23 protein-coding genes are annotated in these 20592 nt (G+C 68.0%); 7 read left to right on the top strand and 16 right to left on the bottom strand.

Features of this window, described 5'->3' with window-relative positions; genetic code table 11:
• Positions 1-123: 123 nt before the first annotated feature.
• Complete coding sequence (locus ABZV44_RS33935; protein ID WP_354845523.1) at positions 124-1047, top strand: universal stress protein; 924 nt, start codon at positions 124-126, stop codon at positions 1045-1047.
• A gap of 92 nt (positions 1048-1139) precedes the next feature.
• Here ABZV44_RS33935 and ABZV44_RS33930 read toward each other — a convergent pair whose 3' ends face one another.
• A complete protein-coding gene (locus ABZV44_RS33930; RefSeq protein WP_354845520.1) occupies positions 1140-1619 on the bottom strand; it encodes a nuclear transport factor 2 family protein in 480 nt (159 codons plus the stop codon).
• A gap of 90 nt (positions 1620-1709) precedes the next feature.
• Here ABZV44_RS33930 and ABZV44_RS33925 point away from each other — a divergent pair, with 90 nt between their 5' ends.
• From ABZV44_RS33925 to ABZV44_RS33915, 3 genes are all read left to right on the top strand, one after another.
• The gene (locus ABZV44_RS33925) at positions 1710-1946 is read left to right on the top strand and encodes a hypothetical protein (protein ID WP_354845517.1); all 237 of its coding nucleotides are present in this window, start codon (positions 1710-1712) and stop codon (positions 1944-1946) included.
• A gap of 94 nt (positions 1947-2040) precedes the next feature.
• The gene (locus ABZV44_RS33920) at positions 2041-2319 is read left to right on the top strand and encodes a metalloregulator ArsR/SmtB family transcription factor (protein ID WP_354845514.1); all 279 of its coding nucleotides are present in this window, start codon (positions 2041-2043) and stop codon (positions 2317-2319) included.
• 5 nt (positions 2320-2324) lie between these two features.
• Complete coding sequence (locus ABZV44_RS33915) at positions 2325-2714, top strand: VOC family protein (protein WP_354845511.1); 390 nt, start codon at positions 2325-2327, stop codon at positions 2712-2714.
• A gap of 9 nt (positions 2715-2723) precedes the next feature.
• Here the strand turns inward: ABZV44_RS33915 and ABZV44_RS33910 are convergent, their stop codons facing one another.
• The gene (locus ABZV44_RS33910; RefSeq protein ID WP_354845508.1) at positions 2724-3683 is read right to left on the bottom strand and encodes an acyl-ACP desaturase; all 960 of its coding nucleotides are present in this window, start codon (positions 3681-3683) and stop codon (positions 2724-2726) included.
• Between the two features lie 244 nt (positions 3684-3927).
• Here ABZV44_RS33910 and ABZV44_RS33905 point away from each other — a divergent pair, with 244 nt between their 5' ends.
• Both ABZV44_RS33905 and ABZV44_RS33900 read left to right on the top strand, forming a co-directional pair.
• On the top strand, positions 3928-4692 hold the full coding sequence (locus ABZV44_RS33905) for a sigma 54 modulation/S30EA ribosomal C-terminal domain-containing protein (RefSeq protein WP_354845505.1): 765 nt from the start codon (positions 3928-3930) through the stop codon (positions 4690-4692).
• Positions 4693-4810: 118 nt separating this feature from the next.
• A complete protein-coding gene (locus ABZV44_RS33900; RefSeq protein ID WP_354845503.1) occupies positions 4811-5323 on the top strand; it encodes a DUF2231 domain-containing protein in 513 nt (170 codons plus the stop codon).
• Positions 5324-5342: 19 nt separating this feature from the next.
• On the opposite strand, the gene ABZV44_RS33895 is transcribed toward ABZV44_RS33900, so the two are convergent.
• Genes ABZV44_RS33895 through ABZV44_RS33840 form a run of 12 tightly spaced genes read right to left on the bottom strand, consistent with a single transcriptional unit; the run spans position 5343 to position 16367 of the window.
• Positions 5343-6572 carry a helix-turn-helix domain-containing protein gene (locus tag ABZV44_RS33895; RefSeq protein WP_354845500.1) on the bottom strand — a complete coding sequence of 410 codons (1230 nt, stop codon included), beginning with the start codon at positions 6570-6572 and terminating at the stop codon, positions 5343-5345.
• A complete protein-coding gene (locus ABZV44_RS33890; protein WP_354845498.1) occupies positions 6569-7342 on the bottom strand; it encodes a hypothetical protein in 774 nt (257 codons plus the stop codon). The genes ABZV44_RS33895 and ABZV44_RS33890 overlap by 4 nt, the downstream gene beginning before the upstream one ends.
• A 10-nt stretch (positions 7343-7352) precedes the next feature.
• A complete protein-coding gene (locus ABZV44_RS33885) occupies positions 7353-8528 on the bottom strand; it encodes an MlaD family protein (RefSeq protein ID WP_354845496.1) in 1176 nt (391 codons plus the stop codon).
• A complete protein-coding gene (locus ABZV44_RS33880; RefSeq protein WP_354845493.1) occupies positions 8525-9670 on the bottom strand; it encodes an MCE family protein in 1146 nt (381 codons plus the stop codon). The genes ABZV44_RS33885 and ABZV44_RS33880 overlap by 4 nt, the downstream gene beginning before the upstream one ends.
• Positions 9667-10773 (bottom strand): MCE family protein, encoded by a 1107-nt coding sequence (locus tag ABZV44_RS33875; protein ID WP_354845491.1) that lies wholly within the window; start codon positions 10771-10773, stop codon positions 9667-9669. Before ABZV44_RS33875 ends, ABZV44_RS33880 begins: the two co-directional genes overlap by 4 nt.
• A complete protein-coding gene (locus ABZV44_RS33870) occupies positions 10773-11813 on the bottom strand; it encodes an MCE family protein (protein ID WP_354845489.1) in 1041 nt (346 codons plus the stop codon). Before ABZV44_RS33870 ends, ABZV44_RS33875 begins: the two co-directional genes overlap by 1 nt.
• Positions 11810-12832 carry an MlaD family protein gene (locus ABZV44_RS33865; RefSeq protein ID WP_354845486.1) on the bottom strand — a complete coding sequence of 341 codons (1023 nt, stop codon included), beginning with the start codon at positions 12830-12832 and terminating at the stop codon, positions 11810-11812. Before ABZV44_RS33865 ends, ABZV44_RS33870 begins: the two co-directional genes overlap by 4 nt.
• On the bottom strand, positions 12829-14211 hold the full coding sequence (locus tag ABZV44_RS33860) for an MCE family protein (protein ID WP_354845484.1): 1383 nt from the start codon (positions 14209-14211) through the stop codon (positions 12829-12831). Before ABZV44_RS33860 ends, ABZV44_RS33865 begins: the two co-directional genes overlap by 4 nt.
• An 8-nt stretch (positions 14212-14219) precedes the next feature.
• Entirely contained in the window at positions 14220-15083 is an 864-nt protein-coding gene (locus ABZV44_RS33855) for an ABC transporter permease (RefSeq protein WP_354845481.1), read from the bottom strand.
• Position 15084: 1 nt separating this feature from the next.
• The gene (locus tag ABZV44_RS33850) at positions 15085-15954 is read right to left on the bottom strand and encodes an ABC transporter permease (RefSeq protein WP_354845479.1); all 870 of its coding nucleotides are present in this window, start codon (positions 15952-15954) and stop codon (positions 15085-15087) included.
• The gene (locus tag ABZV44_RS33845; protein ID WP_354845476.1) at positions 15954-16142 is read right to left on the bottom strand and encodes a hypothetical protein; all 189 of its coding nucleotides are present in this window, start codon (positions 16140-16142) and stop codon (positions 15954-15956) included. Before ABZV44_RS33845 ends, ABZV44_RS33850 begins: the two co-directional genes overlap by 1 nt.
• A complete protein-coding gene (locus ABZV44_RS33840; protein WP_354845474.1) occupies positions 16143-16367 on the bottom strand; it encodes a hypothetical protein in 225 nt (74 codons plus the stop codon).
• Between the two features lie 386 nt (positions 16368-16753).
• On the opposite strand from ABZV44_RS33840, the gene ABZV44_RS33835 reads away from it, so the two are divergent.
• Positions 16754-17758, top strand: a complete 1005-nt coding sequence (locus ABZV44_RS33835; RefSeq protein WP_354845471.1) for an oxygenase MpaB family protein — start codon at positions 16754-16756, stop codon at positions 17756-17758.
• Positions 17759-17770: 12 nt separating this feature from the next.
• Here the strand turns inward: ABZV44_RS33835 and ABZV44_RS33830 are convergent, their stop codons facing one another.
• Positions 17771-18418 (bottom strand): hypothetical protein, encoded by a 648-nt coding sequence (locus tag ABZV44_RS33830; RefSeq protein WP_354845469.1) that lies wholly within the window; start codon positions 18416-18418, stop codon positions 17771-17773.
• Positions 18415-20418, bottom strand: coding sequence for a glycosyltransferase family 39 protein (locus ABZV44_RS33825; protein WP_354845615.1), 2004 nt, complete (start codon positions 20416-20418; stop codon positions 18415-18417). The genes ABZV44_RS33830 and ABZV44_RS33825 overlap by 4 nt, the downstream gene beginning before the upstream one ends.
• Between the last annotated feature and the right edge of the window lie 174 nt (positions 20419-20592).

Here is a 20592-nt window from a genome sequence, read left to right as displayed (position 1 = left end):
GCGGGGCGGTCTTTGGACCCCCGGTCCCATGACCATCGGCCGCAGTGCCGGCACCCCGGTGATTCATACCGTGAGGGTGGGCGGCGATCCGCCGCCCGGTAACCGCACCGCCGGGAGATGGCAATGGCTGAGCAGGAATACGACGATCCGCACCGACTGGTCTCCGCGGGAGTGGTCGTCGGCGTGGACGGGTCGTCGGGATCGGACATCGCGCTGCGCTGGGCAGCCGACCTGGCGGCGCGCCGGGGACGCACGCTGCAGGTCGTCCACGGGCTGGACCTGGTGGGCACCAGTGCCGTGATGGGCCCGTACGCGGTGGTGACACCCGAGGTGATCGACGCTGCACAGGCCAAGGGCCGGGACGTGGTTCGGCATGCGGTCGAGACCGCGCGGGCCGCGCACCCCGATCTGCAGGTGACGGCGCACCTGTTCAACGATTCCGCCGCGGGATTGCTGATCGACTTCAGCGCCCGCGCCTACGCCGTGGTGCTCGGCGCCACCGGGACCACCGGAACCTTCGCGCATCTGGGCTCGACGCTGCTGTCGGTCGCCTCGCACGCGACGGGCACTGTGTTCGTGGTGCGCCCGGATCACCAGGCGGACAACATCGTTCGTGATTCCGGTCCGGTGGTGGTCGGCATCGATTGCGGCCCGGTGAGCGAGCCCGCCATCGCCGCCGCGTTCGCCGAGGCGTCGGAGCGGGGCGCGGACCTGGTGGCGGTGCACGTCTGGAGTGACTGGAGTGCGGGGATCTTCGCCGGCGATCATCCGACTCCGATGCTCGAGGATGTCGAAGCCGTCGAGGAGTCGGTGCTGGCCGAGCGGCTCGCCGGGTGGCAGGAGAAGTACCCGGATGTGACCGTGGTCCGCCGCGTCCACTTCTCCGCTCCGGCTGCGCACCTGCAGGATTGGTCCAAGCACGCACAGCTGATCGTGGTCGGCAATCGCGGCCGCGGGGGATTCCTGGGCTTGCTGCTCGGGTCGACGGCGCACTCGCTGGTGCAGCACGCCCACTGCCCGGTCATGGTCGTCCACGCGGCCGACTGACGCCCGCACCGCCGATAACCGTCGGCCCGCCCGCACCCTCGTGAAACCCGTTCGACCACCGTCATTCCGCGGTACCGGGCGCATTCCCGCCGTCAGCGGGTTTCGATCATGTCCCCGAAGTGTCCCGCACGCCAGATGATGCGGTTCCGCACTTCGGTCATACGCCACCCATCGGGGGTGCGGGCCAGATCCGCGGTAACGACGCCGCCTGCCGTGAACGACCGCTCGAGCATGCTCGACTCGACCGGCATGCCCTTCCACAGATGTATCGCAACAAGATTGGCCCGCACGTCGGCCGTATCACCGTCGATCGCGACATCATGACCGCTGAGCAGATGCTGAGTGGCGTCGAAGCGAGCGAAGCTCACCGCATGACTGCCCGCGATACTCGCGGGCCCCGCCACAGCCACCCCGTTCGGCCGCACGATTCGCCCATTGCTGGCAAAGATCTGCTCGAAACGTGTTACGTCGAAACACATTTCGTCCAGAGCGCGAAAATAGCCGTTGAACACCTTGGTGATCCGCGCAGTGTCCACCCAGTAGCCAACTTCGATCTGATCGATTCTCGGCACAAGCTCCTCCTTCTAGCAGTCGCCCCCGACGCTAGATCCTGACCCAACGTCAGTTTCAAGTCCGCGCCGTCGATTCAAATCCGATCCCGGATGGCCGCAACGTTTTGCCGATTTCTACAAGCAGAGCAACGCCACCTCACCGTTACCGATGTCGTCGACCTCGGCAACGGCACGCTGACCGCTGATGCCGAGGCATCGATCAGCGGTGGTCAGCCGCAGCGGGCGGTCGTGCCGTTCGTCGCCGAGGGTGGCAGGTGGAAGGTGCAGAAGGAGTGGTTGTGCAACATGCTGTCGTTGGGTAATCAGACCTCTCCGGCGTGTAGTTGATCCGGAATCGTTGGGTTCTTGCTGGTCCGGGATGAATCGTGGGGGCGGCGGGGCGTTCTTGACAGGCAAGTGGTGACTTGCCTATGGTCGGGTGGTGGGCGATATTTTCAAGGCCCTCGCCGATCCCACGCGGCGGATCATTCTCGATGAATTGGCCGAGCGGGATGGGCAGACGCTGTTCGAGATCTGTGCCCGGCTCAGTGGGCGGCATCAGCTGAGTTTGACGCGGCAGGCCGTGTCGCAGCATTTGGCCGTGCTGGAGGAGGCCGGGCTGGTCGAGACGCGGAAGCAGGGCAGGTACAAGTTCCACCACCTCGATACGACTCCGCTGGCCGCCATTCAGGAACGGTGGCCGGTGCACAGGAAAGGGTAAGGGCCGTGCGGATTTACATCACCAGCGTGTTCGTGGACGATCAGCAGAAGGCGCTCGACTTCTACACCGGGGTACTGGGCTTCACCAAGAAGCATGATGTGCCGCTGGGCCCGGGGGCCCGTTGGCTGACCGTGGTGTCGCCGGAGGATCCGGAGGGCGCGGAGTTGCTGCTCGAACCGGATGAGCATCCGGCGGTCAAGCCCTACAAGGACGCGCTCGTCGATGACGGCATTCCGGCCGCCTCGTTCCAGGTGCCGGATGTGCGGGCCGAATTCGAGCGGCTGAGCGGTCTCGGGGTGACGTTCACGCAGCAGCCGCTGGCGGCGGGACCCGTCACCACCGCCGTATTCGACGACACCTGCGGGAATCTGATCCAGATCGTCACCCCGGCCTGACCCCTCCGCTCAGACGCGGGCGCGCTCACGGGCGAGGGAGCGGTCGCGCTGCTCCTCGAAACGCGGAATCTGCACCTGGTGGAGATTGTCGAGGTAGCGCGCCAGCCGCTCTCGCGCCTGTTCACCCTGGGCCCCGAAGTCGGTGCGGCCGAAGACATTCCAGTGCCGCAGCACCGGCATCAGCACGTCCTCGTAGTGCTGGCGCAGATCGTAGATCCCGTGCTTGGCCATGAGGACGCCGTGGCGGCGGAAGTTGGGCATGCCGGTGCCGGGCATGCGGAAGTTCTCGACGATCAGGTCGATGGCGGCCATGGCCTGGTCGGGCACGAGGTCCAGGGCCGCGCCGCACAGGGTGCGATAGAAGATCATGTGCAGGTTCTCGTCCAGGGCCAGCCGCTGCATGATGCGGTCGGCGACCGGGTCCGCGCAGACCTCGGCGGTGTTGCGGTGGCTGATCCGGGTGGCCAGCTCCTGGAAGCTGACATAGGCCACCGAGTAGAGGAAACCGGCATGCGCGGCCGCGGTGCCCGGATCGACGGGCGCGGCGAAACCATTGGTCATATGGGTCATCCGGTCGTTCTCCAGTGCGACCGGATCGACGCCGCGGGTGACCACCAGATAGTCGCGCAGGACCACGCTGTGCCGGTTCTCCTCCGCGGTCCAGCGGCCCACCCACGTGCCCCACGCCCCGTCGCGGGAGAAGTTCTCGGCGATCTCGCGGTGATAGGAGGGCAGATTGTCTTCGGTGAGCAGATTGGTGATGAGCGCGGCCTTCGCCACCTCGGAGAGCCCGGATTGGTCCGGATCCCAATCGATTCCGCCGAGCTGCGCGAAATTTCGCCCCTCGTCCCAGGGCACGTAATCGTGCGGATGCCAATCCTTGAACACCGACAGATGCCGGTCCAGCGCCTGCCCGGCGACCGGCTCCAGTTCCACGAGAATCTCCCGCTGCGTCAGCTCACGCGCCACGAGTACTGTCCGCCTTCCTGTCCGATGAGTGAGGGCCGTGCGGCCACCGCCCACCGTTCCGCGCCGCGCCCGCCGGCGACAGAGCCGAAGGTCCTCACCGGACCGGGACTTGGATCTCGAAATCGGTGAAAGGTGCGGCTCGCCATGTGATCCCGGGACCTTCGGCCCTGTTTGCGCCGCAGTGACCGGTGCTGACATGGGAGCGTCGACATCAGGGTCGATCACCACCAGGAGGTCGTGCAGCGTGCATGCGAACGAGGTCGCCACTATGGCGGGACCGGTCGTCGAGGTGATCGTGGACGGCACGATTTCCGGGCAGGAGATGGACCGGGCTCGCGCCGAGCTCGCGGAGGTATTGCGCCGCCACGGCCTGGCCGGCAGCGCGAGCCTGCGGCTCACCCGCGACGCCCACGTCGCCGGCACGTCGGTCGCGCAGGTCAACCTGTGCGTCGCCGGGACTGCGATGCGCTGCCAGATCCACGGCCCCGGCACTGTCGTCGTCCGCCTCGCCGCTGAACGCCTCGACCGCGCGCTGAATCGTCAACTGGCGCAAGCACCCCCGCGCTGGGCGCCCGACCCGGACCGCGCGCCACTGGTCACCATCGGCGAGGAGCGCCCCATCGTCCGCCGCAAGCACTGCGTGCCACACCGGTGCGACCCGGCGGCCGCCGTCGCGACCATGGACGCCCTGGACTACGACGCCCACCTCTTCACCGACCTCGACACCGGCGAGGACGCCATCGTGTATTGGGCCGGGCCCCTGGGCGTCCGGATGGCCCGCCAGCGCCGGGCATGCCCGCCTCGCGATTTCGAGCATCTCCCACTGACCATGAACCCCCACCCGACCCGCACCCTCACCGAGTCGGCCGCCGCCCTCCGCCTGTGCGGCTACGGCCTGCCCTTCCTCTTCTTCACCGACGCCGGGGACGGCCGCGGCCGTCTGCTCTACCGCCGCTACGACGGCGACCTCGGCCTGGTGGTCGCGACATCCGCTCTGCCGGTGTCGTAGCGGCGGCCCACCGGGTCGGGTGATCGGTCACAGCATCCTCTCAGCGACGTTCCGCTAAACCTCGAGTACGGCTTCGTAGGCTCACCGCCGACGTCACGACAGGAGAGTGCGGATCATCATGGGACCCACCACCATCAATGGGCTACCGGCCCACGTTCTCTTCGTTCACGCTGTGGTCGTGCTGGTGCCGGTGACCGCACTACTCGTCGTGGCCGCGGTGCTGTGGCCTTCGGCGCGGCGCCGGATCGGCGTGCTGTTGCCGGGGGTCGCCTTCCTCACCCTGGTGTTCGTGCCGCTGACCACCCACTCCGGTGAATGGCTCGAACACCACATGTCGCGAGATCCGCTGTTGCGCGTCCACACTCACCTCGGTGACGATCTGATCGTCTGGTCGGCGGCGACGTTCGTGTTCGCCACCGTGTGGTGGGCGATGCACAGTGAGCGCGCGCGGGACCTCCTGCGGCGGCGGGCGCCGCGGGTCGATGCGGTCTCCGGTCGCCGGGCGATCGCGGCCATGGTCGCGGTGGCTGCCCTCGCCGTGTCGGTCGGATCCGTCGTGCAGGTCTATCGCATCGGGGACAGCGGGGCGAAGGCCGCCTGGCACGATCGAACCGTTTCCCAGGCCCGGTGATCCCCGGTTGCCCGGCATGTCAGAGGGCGACGCGGCCGAAGAGGACTGACTCCATGAGGCGGATCACCCACTGGCGCGGGTAGATTCGCTCGTCGTCGCCGAAGACGCGGCCGTAGTCGACGACCAGCCCGAGGGCGGCGTGCACGAGAATGTGCCCCTCGGCGCGACTGAGCTCGGGGCGGACCCGGGCCAGCAGGGCCGCCCATTCGGCGACGACGAGACGTTGCACGACCCGCAGTGTCGCGCGTTCGTCGTCGGGGACGTGGCCGAATTCGGCGAAGTAGACGAAGATCAGCTCCCGTTCGTCGAACGCTCCGGCCACGTACATGTCGACGAGTTTGGCCAGAGCGTCAGCGGGACCGGAGGATTCGGCCAGAGTCGGGCCGATGACCGCCGACATGCGGTCGGCGGCCCGGCGGAACGCGGCATTGAGCAGGTCGCTCTTGCCGCGGTAGTAGCGGTACACCGCCGAGGGCGAGGGCAGGCCCGCGGCGGTGGCGATGTCCTCGACACTGACATTCGGGTAGCCGCGTTCGTAGAACAGCCGGATCGCCCGATGCAGCAGCAGTTCGTGCTCGAGTATCGGCGGTACCTCCACCGCGCGCAGCGCGGCCGCCGGGAGTCCGGGTGCGGGCAGATCGGCCTCGACCAGCGCCCAGCAGGCCGAATTCAGCAGGGCGGCCGTGGCTTTCGCGCCGAGGGTGATGCGGTGATCGCCCAGGGCGCTCGCCGTGCTGAAGACGCCCACTGCCCGGACCCGCCGCGCGTGGTCGGACAGTTCGGGCCGCACCTCACCCATCAGGCCGCCCAGCGCGGTGAGAGCGGTCGCGAAGTTCCCGTCCACCGTGCGCTTGTCGGCGTCGTCGAGGTAGCGGAACTCCCAGCGCGCCAGCCCGACCGTGGTCCGGTTGGCGATGGTGCCCGCGATGATCCCGTCGATCGCGTGCCCGAGCCGTCGCCGCGCGGGCCAGGCCGCGGCCTCCGGCGGCAGGCGCACCGCGGCCACGGTCAGTGCGCCCAGCCGCAGCAGTTCACTCGCGAACAGCGCGTACTTGCTCGGGTAGTGCCGATACAGCGCGGCGGAGGTGATCCCGAGCCGGGCCGCGATGTCCTCCATGCGCACCCGGTGATACCCGAGCGCGGCGAACTCCGCGGCCGACACCGCGGCGATCTGGGCCCGCCGGTTCTTGGGGCGTCGCCGCACCGCCCGCGCTCCCGGGTCGGAGGCGGGCGTGGTGGCGCGGTTCACGACTGCGGCTGTTGTGCCAGCGGCGAATTCACCTTGTTCACCAGCCACCGGCCGCCGGACCGCTCCAGCCGCATGACCATGGACAGCTGCCCGGGCGCGGGCTTGCCCTGGGTGCCGAGGCTCGTGATGGTCTGCCCGATCACCACGATGGCCTCGGCGGAATCGCGGTCGGCGGTGCGGACCGCGCACTGCACGTCGGTGGCCTTGGACACCACCTGGCCCTGGGTGAGCACGTCCCGCAGATCCTTGCTGGTGGAGTCGAATTGCTTGCGCCAGTCGCCGGTCGCGCCGTCCAGGACGGCGGTGAAGTAGGCGTCGAGATTCTTGGCATCGTAGGTGGCCAGCAGCGGGGCGTACTTGCAGGCCGCGGCCCGGGCCTGCTCCTGGGCGTTGAGCAGATCGCGGTGGTGCGCGTCCTGCTGCTGGAAGACGAAGCTCGAGCCGATCGACCCCGCGAGCGCGAGTACCACGGCGGCCCGGGCCACGACGCGGCCGCGCTTGCCCAGTACGGGTCCTCGCGGAAGCCGCGACTTCCTTACGCGCGCAGCGGCTTTGGGCGCTCCGGCGGGCGCCTGCGCAGCCTCGGTGTCGGCAGGCTCGGCCTGCTCCGCTTCTATGGCGGCCTTGTTCGCAGCACTGCTGCTGGTCTCGGCATCCGATTCGATGATTGCGGCGCTCGTTTGCGCGGCGTCGGCGCTCATGTCGACGTTCTCGGCGCTCGCCCGGTCGGCTTCCGCAGCCGGATCGTGCTGAATCGTGTTCTCGTTCATGAGAAGTCTCCTAACGGAGGACGGGCTGGGACATTTCGTTGCCGGTGGCCCCCGGCGGCTTGGTCACCCCGTTGTCGGGCACGTCGGGCCGTGGCGCGTCGGCCGAGCCGCGGATCTGTAGTGCCGGATTCGAGGTGACGCAGTAGTTGTAGAGCCGGACGCGGGTATCGGCCTGGACATCGGTCGACACCACCGGGATGGTGTCGTAATCGCAACTCGGCCGGGGCCAGGGGTCGACCAGGGTGTTGTACGCGCCGTCGTGCGCGGGAATCCCGAGCGCCTCGGTGCCCACCCGCAGGGCGGGGAACAGCGCGGCGATGGCCGGCGCGCGCAGCTTGGCGGCCTTGGTGACGGCCACGAAGTTGGTCACCAGATTGGTGATCGGGTCCTGGGTCTGGGTGATGAACCCGTTGAGGGTGGCCAACTGTCCCGGCCCCCGCTGGAGCAATGTACGCAATTCCTGGTCGGCGGAGGCGAACTGGTCGAACAGCACGCTGCCCGCCTTGGTCAGCGTGCCCAGGTCGGGCTGGGCGTGCTGGGTGGTGCCCGCGATGACCTCGAGGTTCTCGATGAGCCGGCGGGTCTGGGGGAGCAGGTCGTCGAGCCCGTTCATGGCCCGGCTGATGCCGGAGATCATGTTGCGTAGCCGATCCGGTCCGCCGGTCAGCGCCTTGTCCAGCTCGTCGATGATGACGTCGAGCCGGCCCGGGTTCATGCCGCCGATCAGATCGCTGAGATTGGTGAACACCGACTGGATCGGCACGGGCACACTGGTGCGCGCCCGCTCGACGAGCGAGCCGTCGTGCAGATAGGGACCGGTGTCGGAGTCGGGCCGGAAATCCAGGTACTGCTCGCCGGCCGCCGAGAGTCGCCCGACCGCGACGGTGCCGCCGATGGGAAGCTGTGCGCTGTCGTCGATCTCGGCGACCGCGGCCACACCGTCCCCGGCGACGTGCACGTCGGTGACCTTGCCGATCCGGCTGCCCCGGAAGGTGACGTCATTGCCGGGTAGCAGCCCGCCCGAGGACGCCAGCTCGACGGTCACCTTGTAGGTGTGCGGAATCGGGTTGAACCGCAGCACATATCCGCCGATGTAGCCCGACCCGAGCACCAGCACGACGACGAGCCCGATGTTCGCGATGGCGATGCGATGCCGCACCACCCAGTGCCACAGTGGCGGATTCACCGATCCCCTCCCTGCTGCGCCGGGCCGGGCTGCGCCGGATCCGGTTGTGCGTCCGGCTGCCGCGGCGGGCTGGTCAGCCGGCCGAACACCTTCTCCAGCACCTGCGCCAGGCTGCCGACGAACTGCCCGGCGTCGCCGAGTTCGGGCCAGCGGCTGCCGCTGGGGTCGGTGAGCGCGCCGACGCTCAGATACGACACGGTCGCCGCGACCGCCAGCGCGGGTCCGCGCAGGCTGGCCATGAGCGACGGGTAGATGGTGTGCAGCCCGTCCAGCGCCCCGGTCAGCTGATCGCTCTGCGCGAATCCGGACATGAGCGCTTGAATGCTGTTGAACAGGCTCACGAAATCCCGGCCGCTGGTGTCGGCGAAGTCGCCGAGTGCGTCGGTGGTGGTGGCCACCTTCGACAGCAGGTCCACGATCTGCTGATTGTTCTCGGTCAGCAGGGCGATGAGCGCGGGAAAGGTGTCGGCGGCGGCGCCGAGTTGCGCCTTGCGCCGGGCCAATTCGCCCGAGAGCGAGTTCATCCCGCCCAGCACCTGGTCGATATCCCCGGTGCGGGCATTGAGCGCTGCGATGGCGGCGGTCATCTCGGTGATCAGATGGGACAGCTCCGGCGCCCGGCCCGCGAACATGGAGTTCATCTCGCCGGTGATCTTGGCGGCCTGATTGATGCCGCCGCCGTTGAGCAGCAGCGAGATCGACATCATGAGCTGCTCCACCGACGCGCCCGCCGCCGTGTGATCGGTGCCGATGGTGTCGCCGTCGCGCAATGGATCCCCGGCCTCCTGCGCGGAGGGCAGCGTCATGGCCACGAACATGTCACCGAGCGGGGTCGCCTGCCGCAGCTCGACCGTGGTGCCCTTCGGGAGCCGGATGTCGTCGCGGATGAGCATCTGCACGTCGGCGATGAAGTTCGTGCTCTTGATCCTGGTGACCACGCCGATATCGGTGCCGCCGATCTTGACGTGCGCGTGGTCGGGCAAATTCAGCGCATCGGCGAAGGCCGCGTGAATCGTGTACCCGGGCGCGCCCAGGCCGGGCTTGGGCATGGGGAGCGTGTCCATCGTGACCGCGCACCCGGTGGTGGCGAGCAGGGTGGCGGCGGTGAGCAGTCCGCCGAGAGCTGATGTGCGTAGTCTCATTTCAGGTTCGCGATTCCCAGTAGTGCGGCGGTGAGGCCGAAGTCGGGGCCGAAGTCCAGGACCTTGCCGGTGCGGCAGCCATCGAGGCGCATCTGGATGCGCTCGCAGAAGGTCGACAGGATCTCGCCGTCGAGCAGCGACTTGTCCAGCAGGCCGTGCAGCCGCAGCGCCTGATCCTCCTTGCTGGTGGCATTGGCGATGTTCTGGAACAGCAGCGGCCCGACGTCCACGATCTCGGTCAGACCGCGAGCATTGGCGCGCATCTGATCGGTGATGGCCACGAAGCGGGTGAGCGCCCCGGCCAGCTGATCCCTGTTCTGCCCCACCAGGGTCGAGGTATTGGTGACGAAGTCGTCGAGCTGCCGCAGCACCGCCTCGATGCCGGGGGCCTGGTCGCCCATGAGGTTCACCAGCTCGGTGAGCCGCCCGCTGAAGTCCCGCACCGTCTGATCGTTGGCGGCGATGACCTGGGTGATGTCATTGAGTTTGATGATGGTGTTGGAGATCTGATCCTTGTTGGCGAAGGTCACCTCGAAGGCCGAGGACAGCTGGTCGAGGGTCTTGCGCAGCTTGTCGCCATTGCCGTTGAGCAGCGGGAACAGCACCCGGCTGGCCATCGGGCCGGTGGTGTTGTCGCCCTTCAGCGCCTCGCCGAGCTGGGAGAAGGTCGCCAGGATGCGGTCCAGTTCGACCGGAACCCTGGTGCGCTGCAGCGGAATATAGGCGCCATCGGTCAGGGTGGGGCCGTCGCCGGTGTAGGCCGGGGCCAGCTCCACGTGACGATTCGTGATCAGCTGCGGATTCACCAGTGCCGCAATGGCATCGGCGGGAATCTTGACATCCCGGTCCAGCGACATGGTGACCTGGACGTAACTGCCCTTGGGCGTGACGGTTTCGACGGTCCCGACCGGAACCCCGAGCACCGCAACGTCATTGCCCGCGTACAGGCCCGCCACGTTCTCGAAGTCCGCGGTGACCTTCATCTGCCCGCCGAGATACTCCTTCGACAGCGAGGACACCGAATCGGGCAGCATGCCACACGCCGAGGCGAGCAGGAGTGCGCCGCAGGCCGCGGCCAGCTTCATTCGTCTGCGCAGTGTCATCACTTGCACCCCTGCACGGCCTGCGCGAAGCACAGCCAATTGTCCGGGAACAGCCACGGCGCGTACACATTTCCGTACGGGCCGTCGCCGAGCACATTGTTGAACTGCCGCAAGGTCACCGGCATGATCTGGTACAGCCGGTCGAGGTTGCCCTTGTTCTTCTCCAGGCCCTCCGACATGGTGTTCAGGTCGGTGATGAGCGGGCCGAGCTGGTTGTTGTTCTCCAACCCCATCTGCTGCAACAGCTTCGACAGCGACGCCACATTGTCCAGCAGCTGTTTCAGCAGCGTCTGGCGCTGCTGCACCGCGCTGCCGATGGCCTCCCCACGGGTCAGCAGCAACAGCACGCTGTTCTGGTTGTCGGCGGTCAGCTGCGAGACCGTGTCCATGCTCTTCAGCAGGGTGTCCACCTCGTCGCGCCGGTCATTGATCACCTTCGCCAGCGCGCCCACACTGTCGAGTGCCTGCACGGTCAGCTCGGGGGAGTCGCCCATCTGCTGATCCACCAGATCCAGCGCCTGCCGTAGCTTCTGCGGGTCCAGCTTCTCGACGCGCTCGAAGCTGTTCTTGTACTGCGGATCCTGGATGACCTTGCCCAGGTTGTAGGGCACCGACGTGCGGTCGAGCTTGATCCGGTCGCCGGGCAGGGCCCGGCCGGCGCCGGGCGTCAGATCCACGTGTAACCGGCCCAGGATCGTCGACATCTTGATGGCCGCGCGCGCCTCGTCACCGAGCTGGATGTCGCGGTGCACCCGCATGTCCACCAGCACCTTGCCGTTGTCGAGCTTGACCGCGCTGACCTGACCGACCTCGATGCCCGACACGTCCACGGTCGCGCCCGGCCGCAACCCGGCGGCCTGGGCGAACTCGGCGTGAATCGTCTTGTCGCCCAGCTGCGCCTGCTCGATCAGGGTGGAGCCGACCAGCAGCAGCACCACGAATGCCGAGGCGATCAGACCCAGCCGCAGATAGCGGTTGCGCAGGAAGCCGGGATAGCGGATCGGGGGCCGGCGCAGCGCCGGAACGCGTGGCCGCCTCATCGGCACACCTCCGAATGGGATTGGCCGCCGATCTGATTGAACAGACCGGGCGGGAGCAGCACGCCCCACAGCGAGACGTCGAGGCTGCACAGGTAGGCATTGCCGTATGCGCCGTAACTGCTGAAACGCGCGACGCCATTGAGCATGTCGGGCAGTTCGACGGCCGCTTTGTCCAGTGAGGCGCCGTTGAGCAGCAGCAGGGCGACACCGGCGGAGGCGTCGGTCTGGGCCCAGGCCACGCCGGGCTTCACCTGGGCGAGCACGTTCACCAGCGAATTCGTCGCCGTCGCAACGCGTTCCACCGACGACTTCAGCGTGGAGCCCTGCGTGTACAGCGCCTCGGTGAGCGCCCGCGCCTGGGTGATCAGCGTTTCCAGCTCGTTGCTGCGGTGGGCCAGCCCGGAGATGACGCTGCTGAGATTGCCGACCACCTGTCCGAGAATCTCGTCGCGCTGGCCGAACGTGCCGGCCAGCTGTGCGGACTGGGTCACCAGCGCGCTCAGCGAGACGCCATTGCCCTGCAGGGCCTGAATCAGGGTCTCCGACAGCGAATTCACCTGATCCGGTTGCAGCACGCTGAACAGCGGCTCGAAACCGGACAGCAGCGAGGAGACGTCGAAGGAGGGTTCGGTGCGCTCGATCGGGATCTGCCCGCCCGGCGCCATCGGCTCACCGGCGTCCTTGCCGGGCATCAGCGCGATATAGCGCTGCCCGATGAGGTTCTGGTACCGCACCAGCGCCTTGGTCGTGGTGGTCGGATGCTGGTCGTCCTCGATGCGGAACCCGACCCGGGCCCGGTAGCCGTCGGTGAACTCGATCTTGTCGACCCGCCCGACGCGCACCCCCGCCATGCGGATGTCGTCGCCGATCCGCAGCCCGAGGACATCGGAGAACACGGCGGAGTAGTCGTGCGTGCGGCCGGGCACCGAGCGCTGCAGCGTGGACCACATGGTGTAGGTCAGCACGATCGCCGCCACGGCGAAAAGGCTGAAGCCCGCCAGGGCTTTTCCGGATTTCACGAGGCTCCTCCGGTCTCGGCGGGGACCAGGGATCCACCGGCCAGAATGGGGGTGAGCAGCAGGACCTGTGCGGCATTGGGCCTGCCGCCGACCAGGGCGGCGACGGCGTCGGTGCCGCGCAGCCCGGCGGGCTGCGCCGCGGCCGGATTCGTCTCGGTGGCCGCGGCCGGTGCGGTGAGCCCGGGGATCGCCGGTAGACCGGGAATCGCGGGCAGGCCGGGTGCCGCCGGCGTGGTCGCGACGGGCGCGGGTCCCGCGGCCTCGAGCCGCTTGGGCATGAGCTGCTGCGGAAACTCCTGCGCCGGAGCGGTTTCCGGCACGGTCGCACCGCCGCAACGCGGCCCGGAGAGGTCACCGTAGTGCGGGCAGTCCGCCGCGGTGTACTGCTGGAACGGCGTGAAGGTCACGTCCATCCGCCAGACCATCTGCTTCTTCGGTCCGAAGGTGAAGGTGCCCTGCAGACGCTGCAACGCCGTATTGAGATTGGCGATGGCGGTCGGAATCGCCTGCGGGTCCTGGGCCAGGCTGCCGAACAGCTGGTCGAGGCCCGACACCAGGAACTTGCCGGAGTCGGGATTGCGGGCGAAGAGCCCGTTCACGGTGTCCACCGCGGTGCCGCCGCTGGTGAGCAGATCCATGAGCGCCGCGCGCTGCTCGGTGAGGGTGCGCGCGGTGGTCACCGACTTCGCCAGTGTCCCCACCAGATCCGGGGCCGACTCGCTCAGGGCGGTGGCCGCGCGACCGAGATCGCCCAGCAGATCCCCGATGCCCTCGATGCCGCGCACCTCGGTGATCCAGTGATCGAGCCGCTCCACGGTGGAACCGGGCACGCGCGCCGACGGATCCAGCGCCGCGGACAGCGTTGACAGCACCCGGCCCAGCTTCTCCGGCTGAATGTTGGTCAGCACCGTGCGCAGCACATTGAGCGTAGTCTGCAGCTGCACGGTCGCGCTGCCGGTGTCCTCGGGAATGGTCGCGCCCGCCCGCAGGGTGTCCCCGGTGGGCGTGGTGTCGACGAGTTCGACGGCGGTCACCCCGAACAGGTTGCTGGGAATGACCCGCGCCGCCACGGTCGCCGGAATCGTGCCCGCCACTTGCGGTTTCAGCGCCAGCTCGGCCCGCTGCCGCTCACCCTTGGCCACTACCGACACCACCTCGACGCGGCCGACGACCATGCCGCGGAATTTCACGTCGGCGTGGTCGGGCAGCCCGTCGCCGGTGCTGGTGAGCTCGGCGGTGACCGCCACCTTGTCCTCGAAGCGGCCGTTGTAGCGCATCGCCAGCAGATACAGCAGCAGCGATACGGTGGCGATCAGGGCGAGCCCGGCCAGCGTGAGCTGCCGGGCCGTGGGGCCCCGCCCGCTGGGATCGAGAATCATCGAAACACCTATCCCGAGATGCGGAAGCCGGGGTCGATACCCCAGATCGCAAGGGTCAGAAAGAGATTGACGAAGACCATGACGACGATGACCATCTTGATGGCCTGCCCGGCCGCCACCCCGACGCCCTCCGGCCCGCCGGTGGCGACGAAGCCGTAGTAGCACTGGATGAACGTCGCGATCATCACGAAGACCATGACCTTGAGCAGCGACCAGAACACGTCCGGTCCCAGCAGGAACTGGAAGAAGTAATGGTCGTAGGTGCCGGCGGTGGTGCCGCCCAGGAACAGCACCGACAGCTTGGTCGCCAGATACGCCACCCCCAGGCCCACGCTGTAGAGCGGGATGATGGTCAGCGTGGAGGCGATCATGCGGGTGCTGATCAGATACGGAAGCGGCCGGATGGCAAGGGATTCCAGCGCGTCGATCTCCTCGGAGATGCGCATGGCGCCCAGCTGCGCGGTGAACCGGCACCCGGCCTGAATGGCGAACGCCAGGGTGGCGATGACCGGCGCGATCTCGCGGGTGGTGGCGAAACCGGAGATGGCGCCGGTGAGCGGCGACATGGTGAGCAGGTTCAGCGCCGTGAACGACTCCATGCCGACGGTGATGCCGCCGAATCCGCACAGCGCCACCACCACGCCGATGGTGCCGCCGCCCACCACCAGGGAGCCGTTGCCCCAGCCGATGTCCGCGGTCAGGCGCAGCACCTCCTGGCGATAGTGCCTGAGTGCGAACGGAATCGCGAGCAGGGCCTGGAAGAAGGTGATGACCTGGTGGCCGAGGCGCTGATTGGCCCGCACTGGAACGGACACGACATTCGTGGCCATCCGCACCGGCTCGAGCGCGGGGGGAGTGTAGGTCGTGCCCACCTCACACCACCTTCGACGGCAACAGCGTGTTGTAGAGCTGGGTGAGCACGATATTGGTGGCGAACAGCATGAGCGCCGAGCTCACCACCGCCGAGTTCACCGCATTGGCCACCCCGCCGGGGCCGCCGTGCGCGTGCAGGCCGATATCGCAGGCGATCACCGCGGTCAGCAGGCCGAAGACGGCCGCCTTCAGCACCGCGACGACCAGGTCATCGGCCACCGCGAAGGACGCGAACGAGCCGATGAACGAACCCGGCGTCCCCGACTGGGCGTAGACATTGAACATGTAGGCGGTGGCGAAGCCGACGAAGACGATGAACCCGCACAGCAGCATGCTCACCAGCACCGCGGCCGCGATGCGCGGCGCGACCAGCCGCCGGACCGGGTCCACGCCCATGACCATCATGGCGTCGATCTCCTCGCGAATGGTCCGCGAGCCCAGGTCGGCGGTGATGGCCGACCCGACCGCGCCCGCGATCATCAGCGAGGTGACCAGCGGCGCGCCCTGGCGGATGATGCCGAGCCCGGCCACCGCGCCGATGAACGTGGTCGCGCCGACCTGGTTGACCAGCGCGCCCAGCTGAATCGACACCACCACCGAGATCGGAATGGCCACCAGCACCGTCGGCGCGGCCGACACGCTCGTCATGAACGCGCACTGTTTGATGAACTCCTGATACGGGAACCGCCGGCGCAGGATCGACACCACCAGCTGCCGCAGTGCGTCGCGGCCCAGATCGACCTGTCGCCCAAGGGTTTCCAGCGAGCGCTGCGGATGCCGCCGCCACAGCCCGCGCACGCTCTCACCGATCCGTTCGAGCTCGGTGGGTTCGGCATCCGCTGCGGCGGAGGGCTTTTCGAGTGTCGTCATCAGGCCATGTCCTCGAGATAGCGCTGCAGCAGGACCAGCAGATACCCGGCCACCGAGAGGCCCGCGGCCACGGTGCACAGCACGGCCACCCACAGCCCGAAGCGCAGCACGGGATTGACTTCCATACGCCCACCGAGGATCTTGATGCCGATCACCAGGATGTCGATGAGCCAGACCAGGGCCATCATCTACGTCATGCACACATTCGAGAAGGTGAGCACGGGCCAGCACACGATGGATCCCAGGAACGAGATGATCACGTCGATGCCGTGCAGCTGCTTCAGATGCGAGGTGTGGGTGAGGGTCCAGATCACCCCGACCAGCCCGTAGGGGATGCCGAGAATGATGAGGGTCCCCAGGAACTCCGACACCTTCATCTCGTAGCTGAGCAGCCGATCCAATCGTTTCAGCATGTCGCGTATGTCCTTTCGCTTCCCTGCCGGCCTCGGACGCGGTGCGTGCCTCATTGCCGGTGCCGCGCTGTCCCCGATGCCGGTGCGCCCCCGGGCCGCTTCGCGAGAGCTGCCCGCAGCAGCGTATGTTACTGAGAATTCTTATAAGTGGAAGCGGTTCAGATGATCTTTTTCGGCCAATATGCTCTGCAGTAACGCCCGTGTCGGCTCGTTACTGCCGGAGCCGAGTATCTAAGTTATCTGTAATTCCTATGTCAAAAGACTGTCTGAGTGTGAGAATAGTCAGTAACATAGCAGCCGTGCCGGGGTGCTCGGCGCAGGTTCGGTGAGGAGTATCCAGGCAGGGGTCGGATACGCCGTGACCGCCACGGAGAGAGGGAACCCAAATGACGACCGGGGCAGCGCAGCCGTCCGGCTGGAATGATGATGAGGCACAGTCGAATCCGGATCCGGCGGGGGGCAGGGGCAGACCCCGGGTCCGGCGGATCTCGGTGGCGTCCGCACCGGCAGCCGGGGACGCGGCGACCCTGACCCTGGAGCAGACGCGCATCCACATCCCTGGCGTGCACCGCCCGGACACCAAGCGGCCGCCGAAACTCGAAGACGCGCTGGACTTCTGGCAGTTCTCGGGGGCCGCCGCGAATGTCGCCATGCAGATGGCGCGACCCGGCGTCGGCCACGGGGTCGCCGACAGCAGGGTGGAATCCGGCGCGCTCATGGTGCATCCCTGGAAGCGGTTGCGCACCACGGCCTCCTATCTGGCGGTGGCCATCCTGGGCACGCCCGAGGAGAAGATCGCCTTCCGGGAAGCGGTCAATGTGGCGCACCGCCAGGTGAAGTCGGAACCCGGTGCCGCGGTGAAGTACAACGCCTTCGACCGCGACCTGCAGATGTGGGTCGCGGCCTGCCTCTACATCGGGTTCGAGGACTCCTACCAGCTGCTCAACGGCCGGATGAGTCCCGAACAGGCGGAGGCGTTCTACTCCACCGCCGCACCGCTGGGCACCACACTGCAGGTGACCGAGGAGATGTGGCCCGGGACCCGCGCCGAGTTCGACGAATACTGGGTCGGGGCGTGCCGTCAGGTGGCCGCCGACGACAAGATCCGCCGCTTCATCGAGGATCTACTGCACCTGCGGATGATCCACTGGTATCTCCGGGTCATCTTCGGCGGACTGCTGCGCTTCCTGACCGTCGGCTACCTGCCGCCTTATTTCCGTGAGCAACTCGGTGTGGAGTGGACGGCCGCCGACCAACGCCGCTTCGAGCACCTGTTCCTGTTCGTCGGATTCGTCAACCGTTTCATCCCGAAGTTCCTGCGCACCATGGGCACCCGCACCATGATGGCCGACGTGCGCCGGCGCATACACCGGCACAAGGCACTGATCTGACAGCCGGTCCGGTCAGTTCGATTGCACCCCCTGCGGCTGGGTCCAGCGGTCGATCACCCCCTGCATGGTGCAGGCCGAAATGGCCAAAAGCCTGACGACGTCAGCGATTTCGGTACTCACGTCACGCAGGGCCGCCGCCTCGGCGGGGCAGTCCATCCCGAAGCAGCGGGTGTACAGCGCGCGCAGCATCCGGTCCGTGTCGCCGGAGATCCGGTTCAGCTCCAGCCAATACGCCGGCATGGTCCGTGGTGACCGTACGAGCGCCAGGCTCTGGGAGGTCGCCCAGGCGGCGTCGGCGGTCCGGCGGATGAGATCGAGGACCTCGTCCGGAAAGCCGGTGAGGCCATGGATCTCGATCAGCCGGCCCACCGATTCCAGGCGGTCCACCGCGTAGTCGAGTGCGCTGGCCACCCGGTAGAGCTCGGTGCGATCGGGCGTCTCGTAGCGTTCGGCGACCAGCAGGCACACCAGCTGTTCGGTCAGTTGGTGGCTGACTCGCGCGAAGGCGGAGAGCCGGACCCGCACGCCGTGCGGGTCGGGTACGTCGAGGCGGATCTCCTCGAGGGTGCGGGCGGCGGCGACGAGATTGTTGGCGGCCGAGGCGAAATAGAGCTCGATCGCCGGCCCCGGACGGGGCCGGCGCAGCTGTTCGTGGGTCACGCACTCACCGGCTGGGACAGGTCGTAGACGGTGGTTCCGCCCACGGTGACGGTGGCGAAGTGGGACTTCACCCACTCGGTGATCTGGGCGGCGGTGGAATTCGAACCGCCCATGGCGAAGCCCTCCAGGAAGTACCGGACCTGACCTGTCGATACATACTGCTGGAACTGCTGGAGCGTGGGAGAGTTGTCGCCGCCGGAGAAGCCACCGATGGCCATGACCGAGGTACCGGACTTCAGGGCGAGCGTCGCCGCCGACATCGAGCCGACCGACGCGGCGGACCACCGTCCGCCGGTGTGCGAGAGCAGACTGACCAGCTCGGCATTGCTCCCCGTATCGGAACCAGGTCCGTTCCCGCCCGGCGCGGCCGACGCGTCACCGGGGCCGCCACTCGGAAAGCCTTCGGGCCGTTGGCCGGAGTCCTCGGCCGGCGACTGGGCGGGAGCGTCCACGCCGGAGCCGGGACCGCCCGCGGGCATCGCTCCGAAGGACTGGCTGGTGGGTCCCGAGTTCGGACTGCCACCGCTGTGGCCCTGACCAGCGGTCGCGATCGCCCACGCTCCGGTGCCGCCCAGCCCGAACAGCAGGCCGGCGGTGGCCAGTGCGAAGGCGTAGCGGCGGGAGCCCCGGGTGCCCGCGACCAGGGCCAGTGCTACCAGGATCGAGCCGGCGAGGATCGTCCAGCGCAGCCACGGCAGCCAGTCGGGAGTGCGGTGCAGCAGGACGAAGGACCAGGCGCCGGTGACGGCGGCCATGGCCGCGAGCGTCAGCCGTGCGGCGGGATGCCCTGCCCGGGACCACAATTCACGCAGCGACAGGGCGACCAGCGCGCCGATGGCCGGGGCCAGCGCGACCGTGTAATAGGGGTGCACGATGCCGCTCATGTACGAGAAGGTCAGTCCTGTGACCAGTAGCCAGCCGCCCCACAGGAGGAAGGCCGCCCGGGTGCGGTCCGTGCGCGGGGCGCGGCGGGTGAGCCAGAGCCCGGTGACGAGCCCGATCAGCGCGGCGGGCAGCAGCCAGGAGATCTCCGCGCCCATCGCCGAATTGAACAGGCGGGTAATGCCATTGGCGCCGCTGAAGCTGGGGGCGCCGTGCATGCCCTCCGGCAGGTCGAACCCGCCCCCGCCCCCGCCGGAGCCCGGGTTGCCGTGGCCGCCGAAGATCCGGCCCAGGCCGTTGTAGTCGACCGCCAGCTGCCAGAGGCTGTTGGTGGTGGAACCGCCGATGTACGGCCGCGAACCCGCCGGCCACAGCTCCACCAGCGCGATGTACCAGCCCGCCGAGAACACCACGGCGACGCCGGCCAGGATCAGGCTCCAGATCCGCTGTCGCAGTGGCGCGTTGGCCGCGATCAGATATGCCAGGGCGAGACCGGGCAGGATGAGGAACGCCTGCATCATCTTGGTGAGGAACCCGAAACCGACTGCGACACCGGCCGATACCAGCCAGAGCGTCGACGCGGAGAGCAGACGGTCCCCGGTGGCCGTGATCGCGCGGACCGTGCAGTAGGCGGCCGCGACCAGCAGCAGGACCAACAGCGCGTCCGGATTGTCGAATCGGAAGATGAGCACGGCCACCGGGGTCAGCGCGGCGATCGCCCCGGCCACCAGCCCCGCGCCCGGCCCGCTGAGCCGGCGCACTGTCGCGACGAGCAGACCCGTCGAGGCGACGCCCATCAGCGCCTGCGGCAGCAGGACCGACCACTGGGAAAAGCCGAGCAGTCTGCCGGACAACCCCAGCACCCACAGCGCCGCGGGCGGCTTGTCCACGGTGATGGCATTGCCCGCGTCGAACGACCCGAACAGCAACGCCTTCCAACTCTGCGACCCCGCCTGTGCGGCCGCCGAGTAGTACTCGTTGGCCCACCCCGAATTGGTGAGGTCCCACAGATACAGCACCGCGGTCACGGCCAGCAGACCGAGCAGACCTGGCCGCGCCCACCGTGGTTGCTCCGGATGCCCGAAGAACGCGCGCCCGAACCAGTTCTCACGATCCATTCCGCTGCGCTCGGTCAGCCGGTGCGCCCCGGCCACCCCCGGCCGCTGCGTCGTCGATGTCATATCCACGTCCCTTCATTCACCGCGATGCCGTTGCTCCGGCGCGGTTCTCGCAGCCGATCCTGATCGCCCGCCCTCGGGGGAATGTGGTGCGAACCTGGGAACCAGCTGGCA

The sequence above is a fragment of the Nocardia sp. NPDC004860 genome (assembly GCF_040609015.1).
Taxonomy (GTDB): Bacteria; Actinomycetota; Actinomycetes; order Mycobacteriales; family Mycobacteriaceae; genus Nocardia.
This window is presented reverse-complemented; position numbering and strand designations above follow the sequence as displayed.

Coding starts and splice junctions, on each gene's coding strand:
- ABZV44_RS33935 (WP_354845523.1), top strand. CDS start 124: ATGGCTGAGCAGGAATACGACGATCCGCACCGACTGGTCTCCGCGGGA.
- ABZV44_RS33925 (WP_354845517.1), top strand. CDS start 1,710: ATGGCCGCAACGTTTTGCCGATTTCTACAAGCAGAGCAACGCCACCTC.
- ABZV44_RS33900 (WP_354845503.1), top strand. CDS start 4,811: ATGGGACCCACCACCATCAATGGGCTACCGGCCCACGTTCTCTTCGTT.
- ABZV44_RS33890 (WP_354845498.1), bottom strand. CDS start 7,342: ATGAACGAGAACACGATTCAGCACGATCCGGCTGCGGAAGCCGACCGG.
- ABZV44_RS33880 (WP_354845493.1), bottom strand. CDS start 9,670: ATGAGACTACGCACATCAGCTCTCGGCGGACTGCTCACCGCCGCCACC.
- ABZV44_RS33875 (WP_354845491.1), bottom strand. CDS start 10,773: ATGACACTGCGCAGACGAATGAAGCTGGCCGCGGCCTGCGGCGCACTC.
- ABZV44_RS33870 (WP_354845489.1), bottom strand. CDS start 11,813: ATGAGGCGGCCACGCGTTCCGGCGCTGCGCCGGCCCCCGATCCGCTAT.
- ABZV44_RS33860 (WP_354845484.1), bottom strand. CDS start 14,211: ATGATTCTCGATCCCAGCGGGCGGGGCCCCACGGCCCGGCAGCTCACG.
- ABZV44_RS33850 (WP_354845479.1), bottom strand. CDS start 15,954: ATGACGACACTCGAAAAGCCCTCCGCCGCAGCGGATGCCGAACCCACC.
- ABZV44_RS33845 (WP_354845476.1), bottom strand. CDS start 16,142: ATGATGGCCCTGGTCTGGCTCATCGACATCCTGGTGATCGGCATCAAG.
- ABZV44_RS33840 (WP_354845474.1), bottom strand. CDS start 16,367: ATGCTGAAACGATTGGATCGGCTGCTCAGCTACGAGATGAAGGTGTCG.
- ABZV44_RS33835 (WP_354845471.1), top strand. CDS start 16,754: ATGACGACCGGGGCAGCGCAGCCGTCCGGCTGGAATGATGATGAGGCA.
- ABZV44_RS33825 (WP_354845615.1), bottom strand. CDS start 20,418: ATGGATCGTGAGAACTGGTTCGGGCGCGCGTTCTTCGGGCATCCGGAG.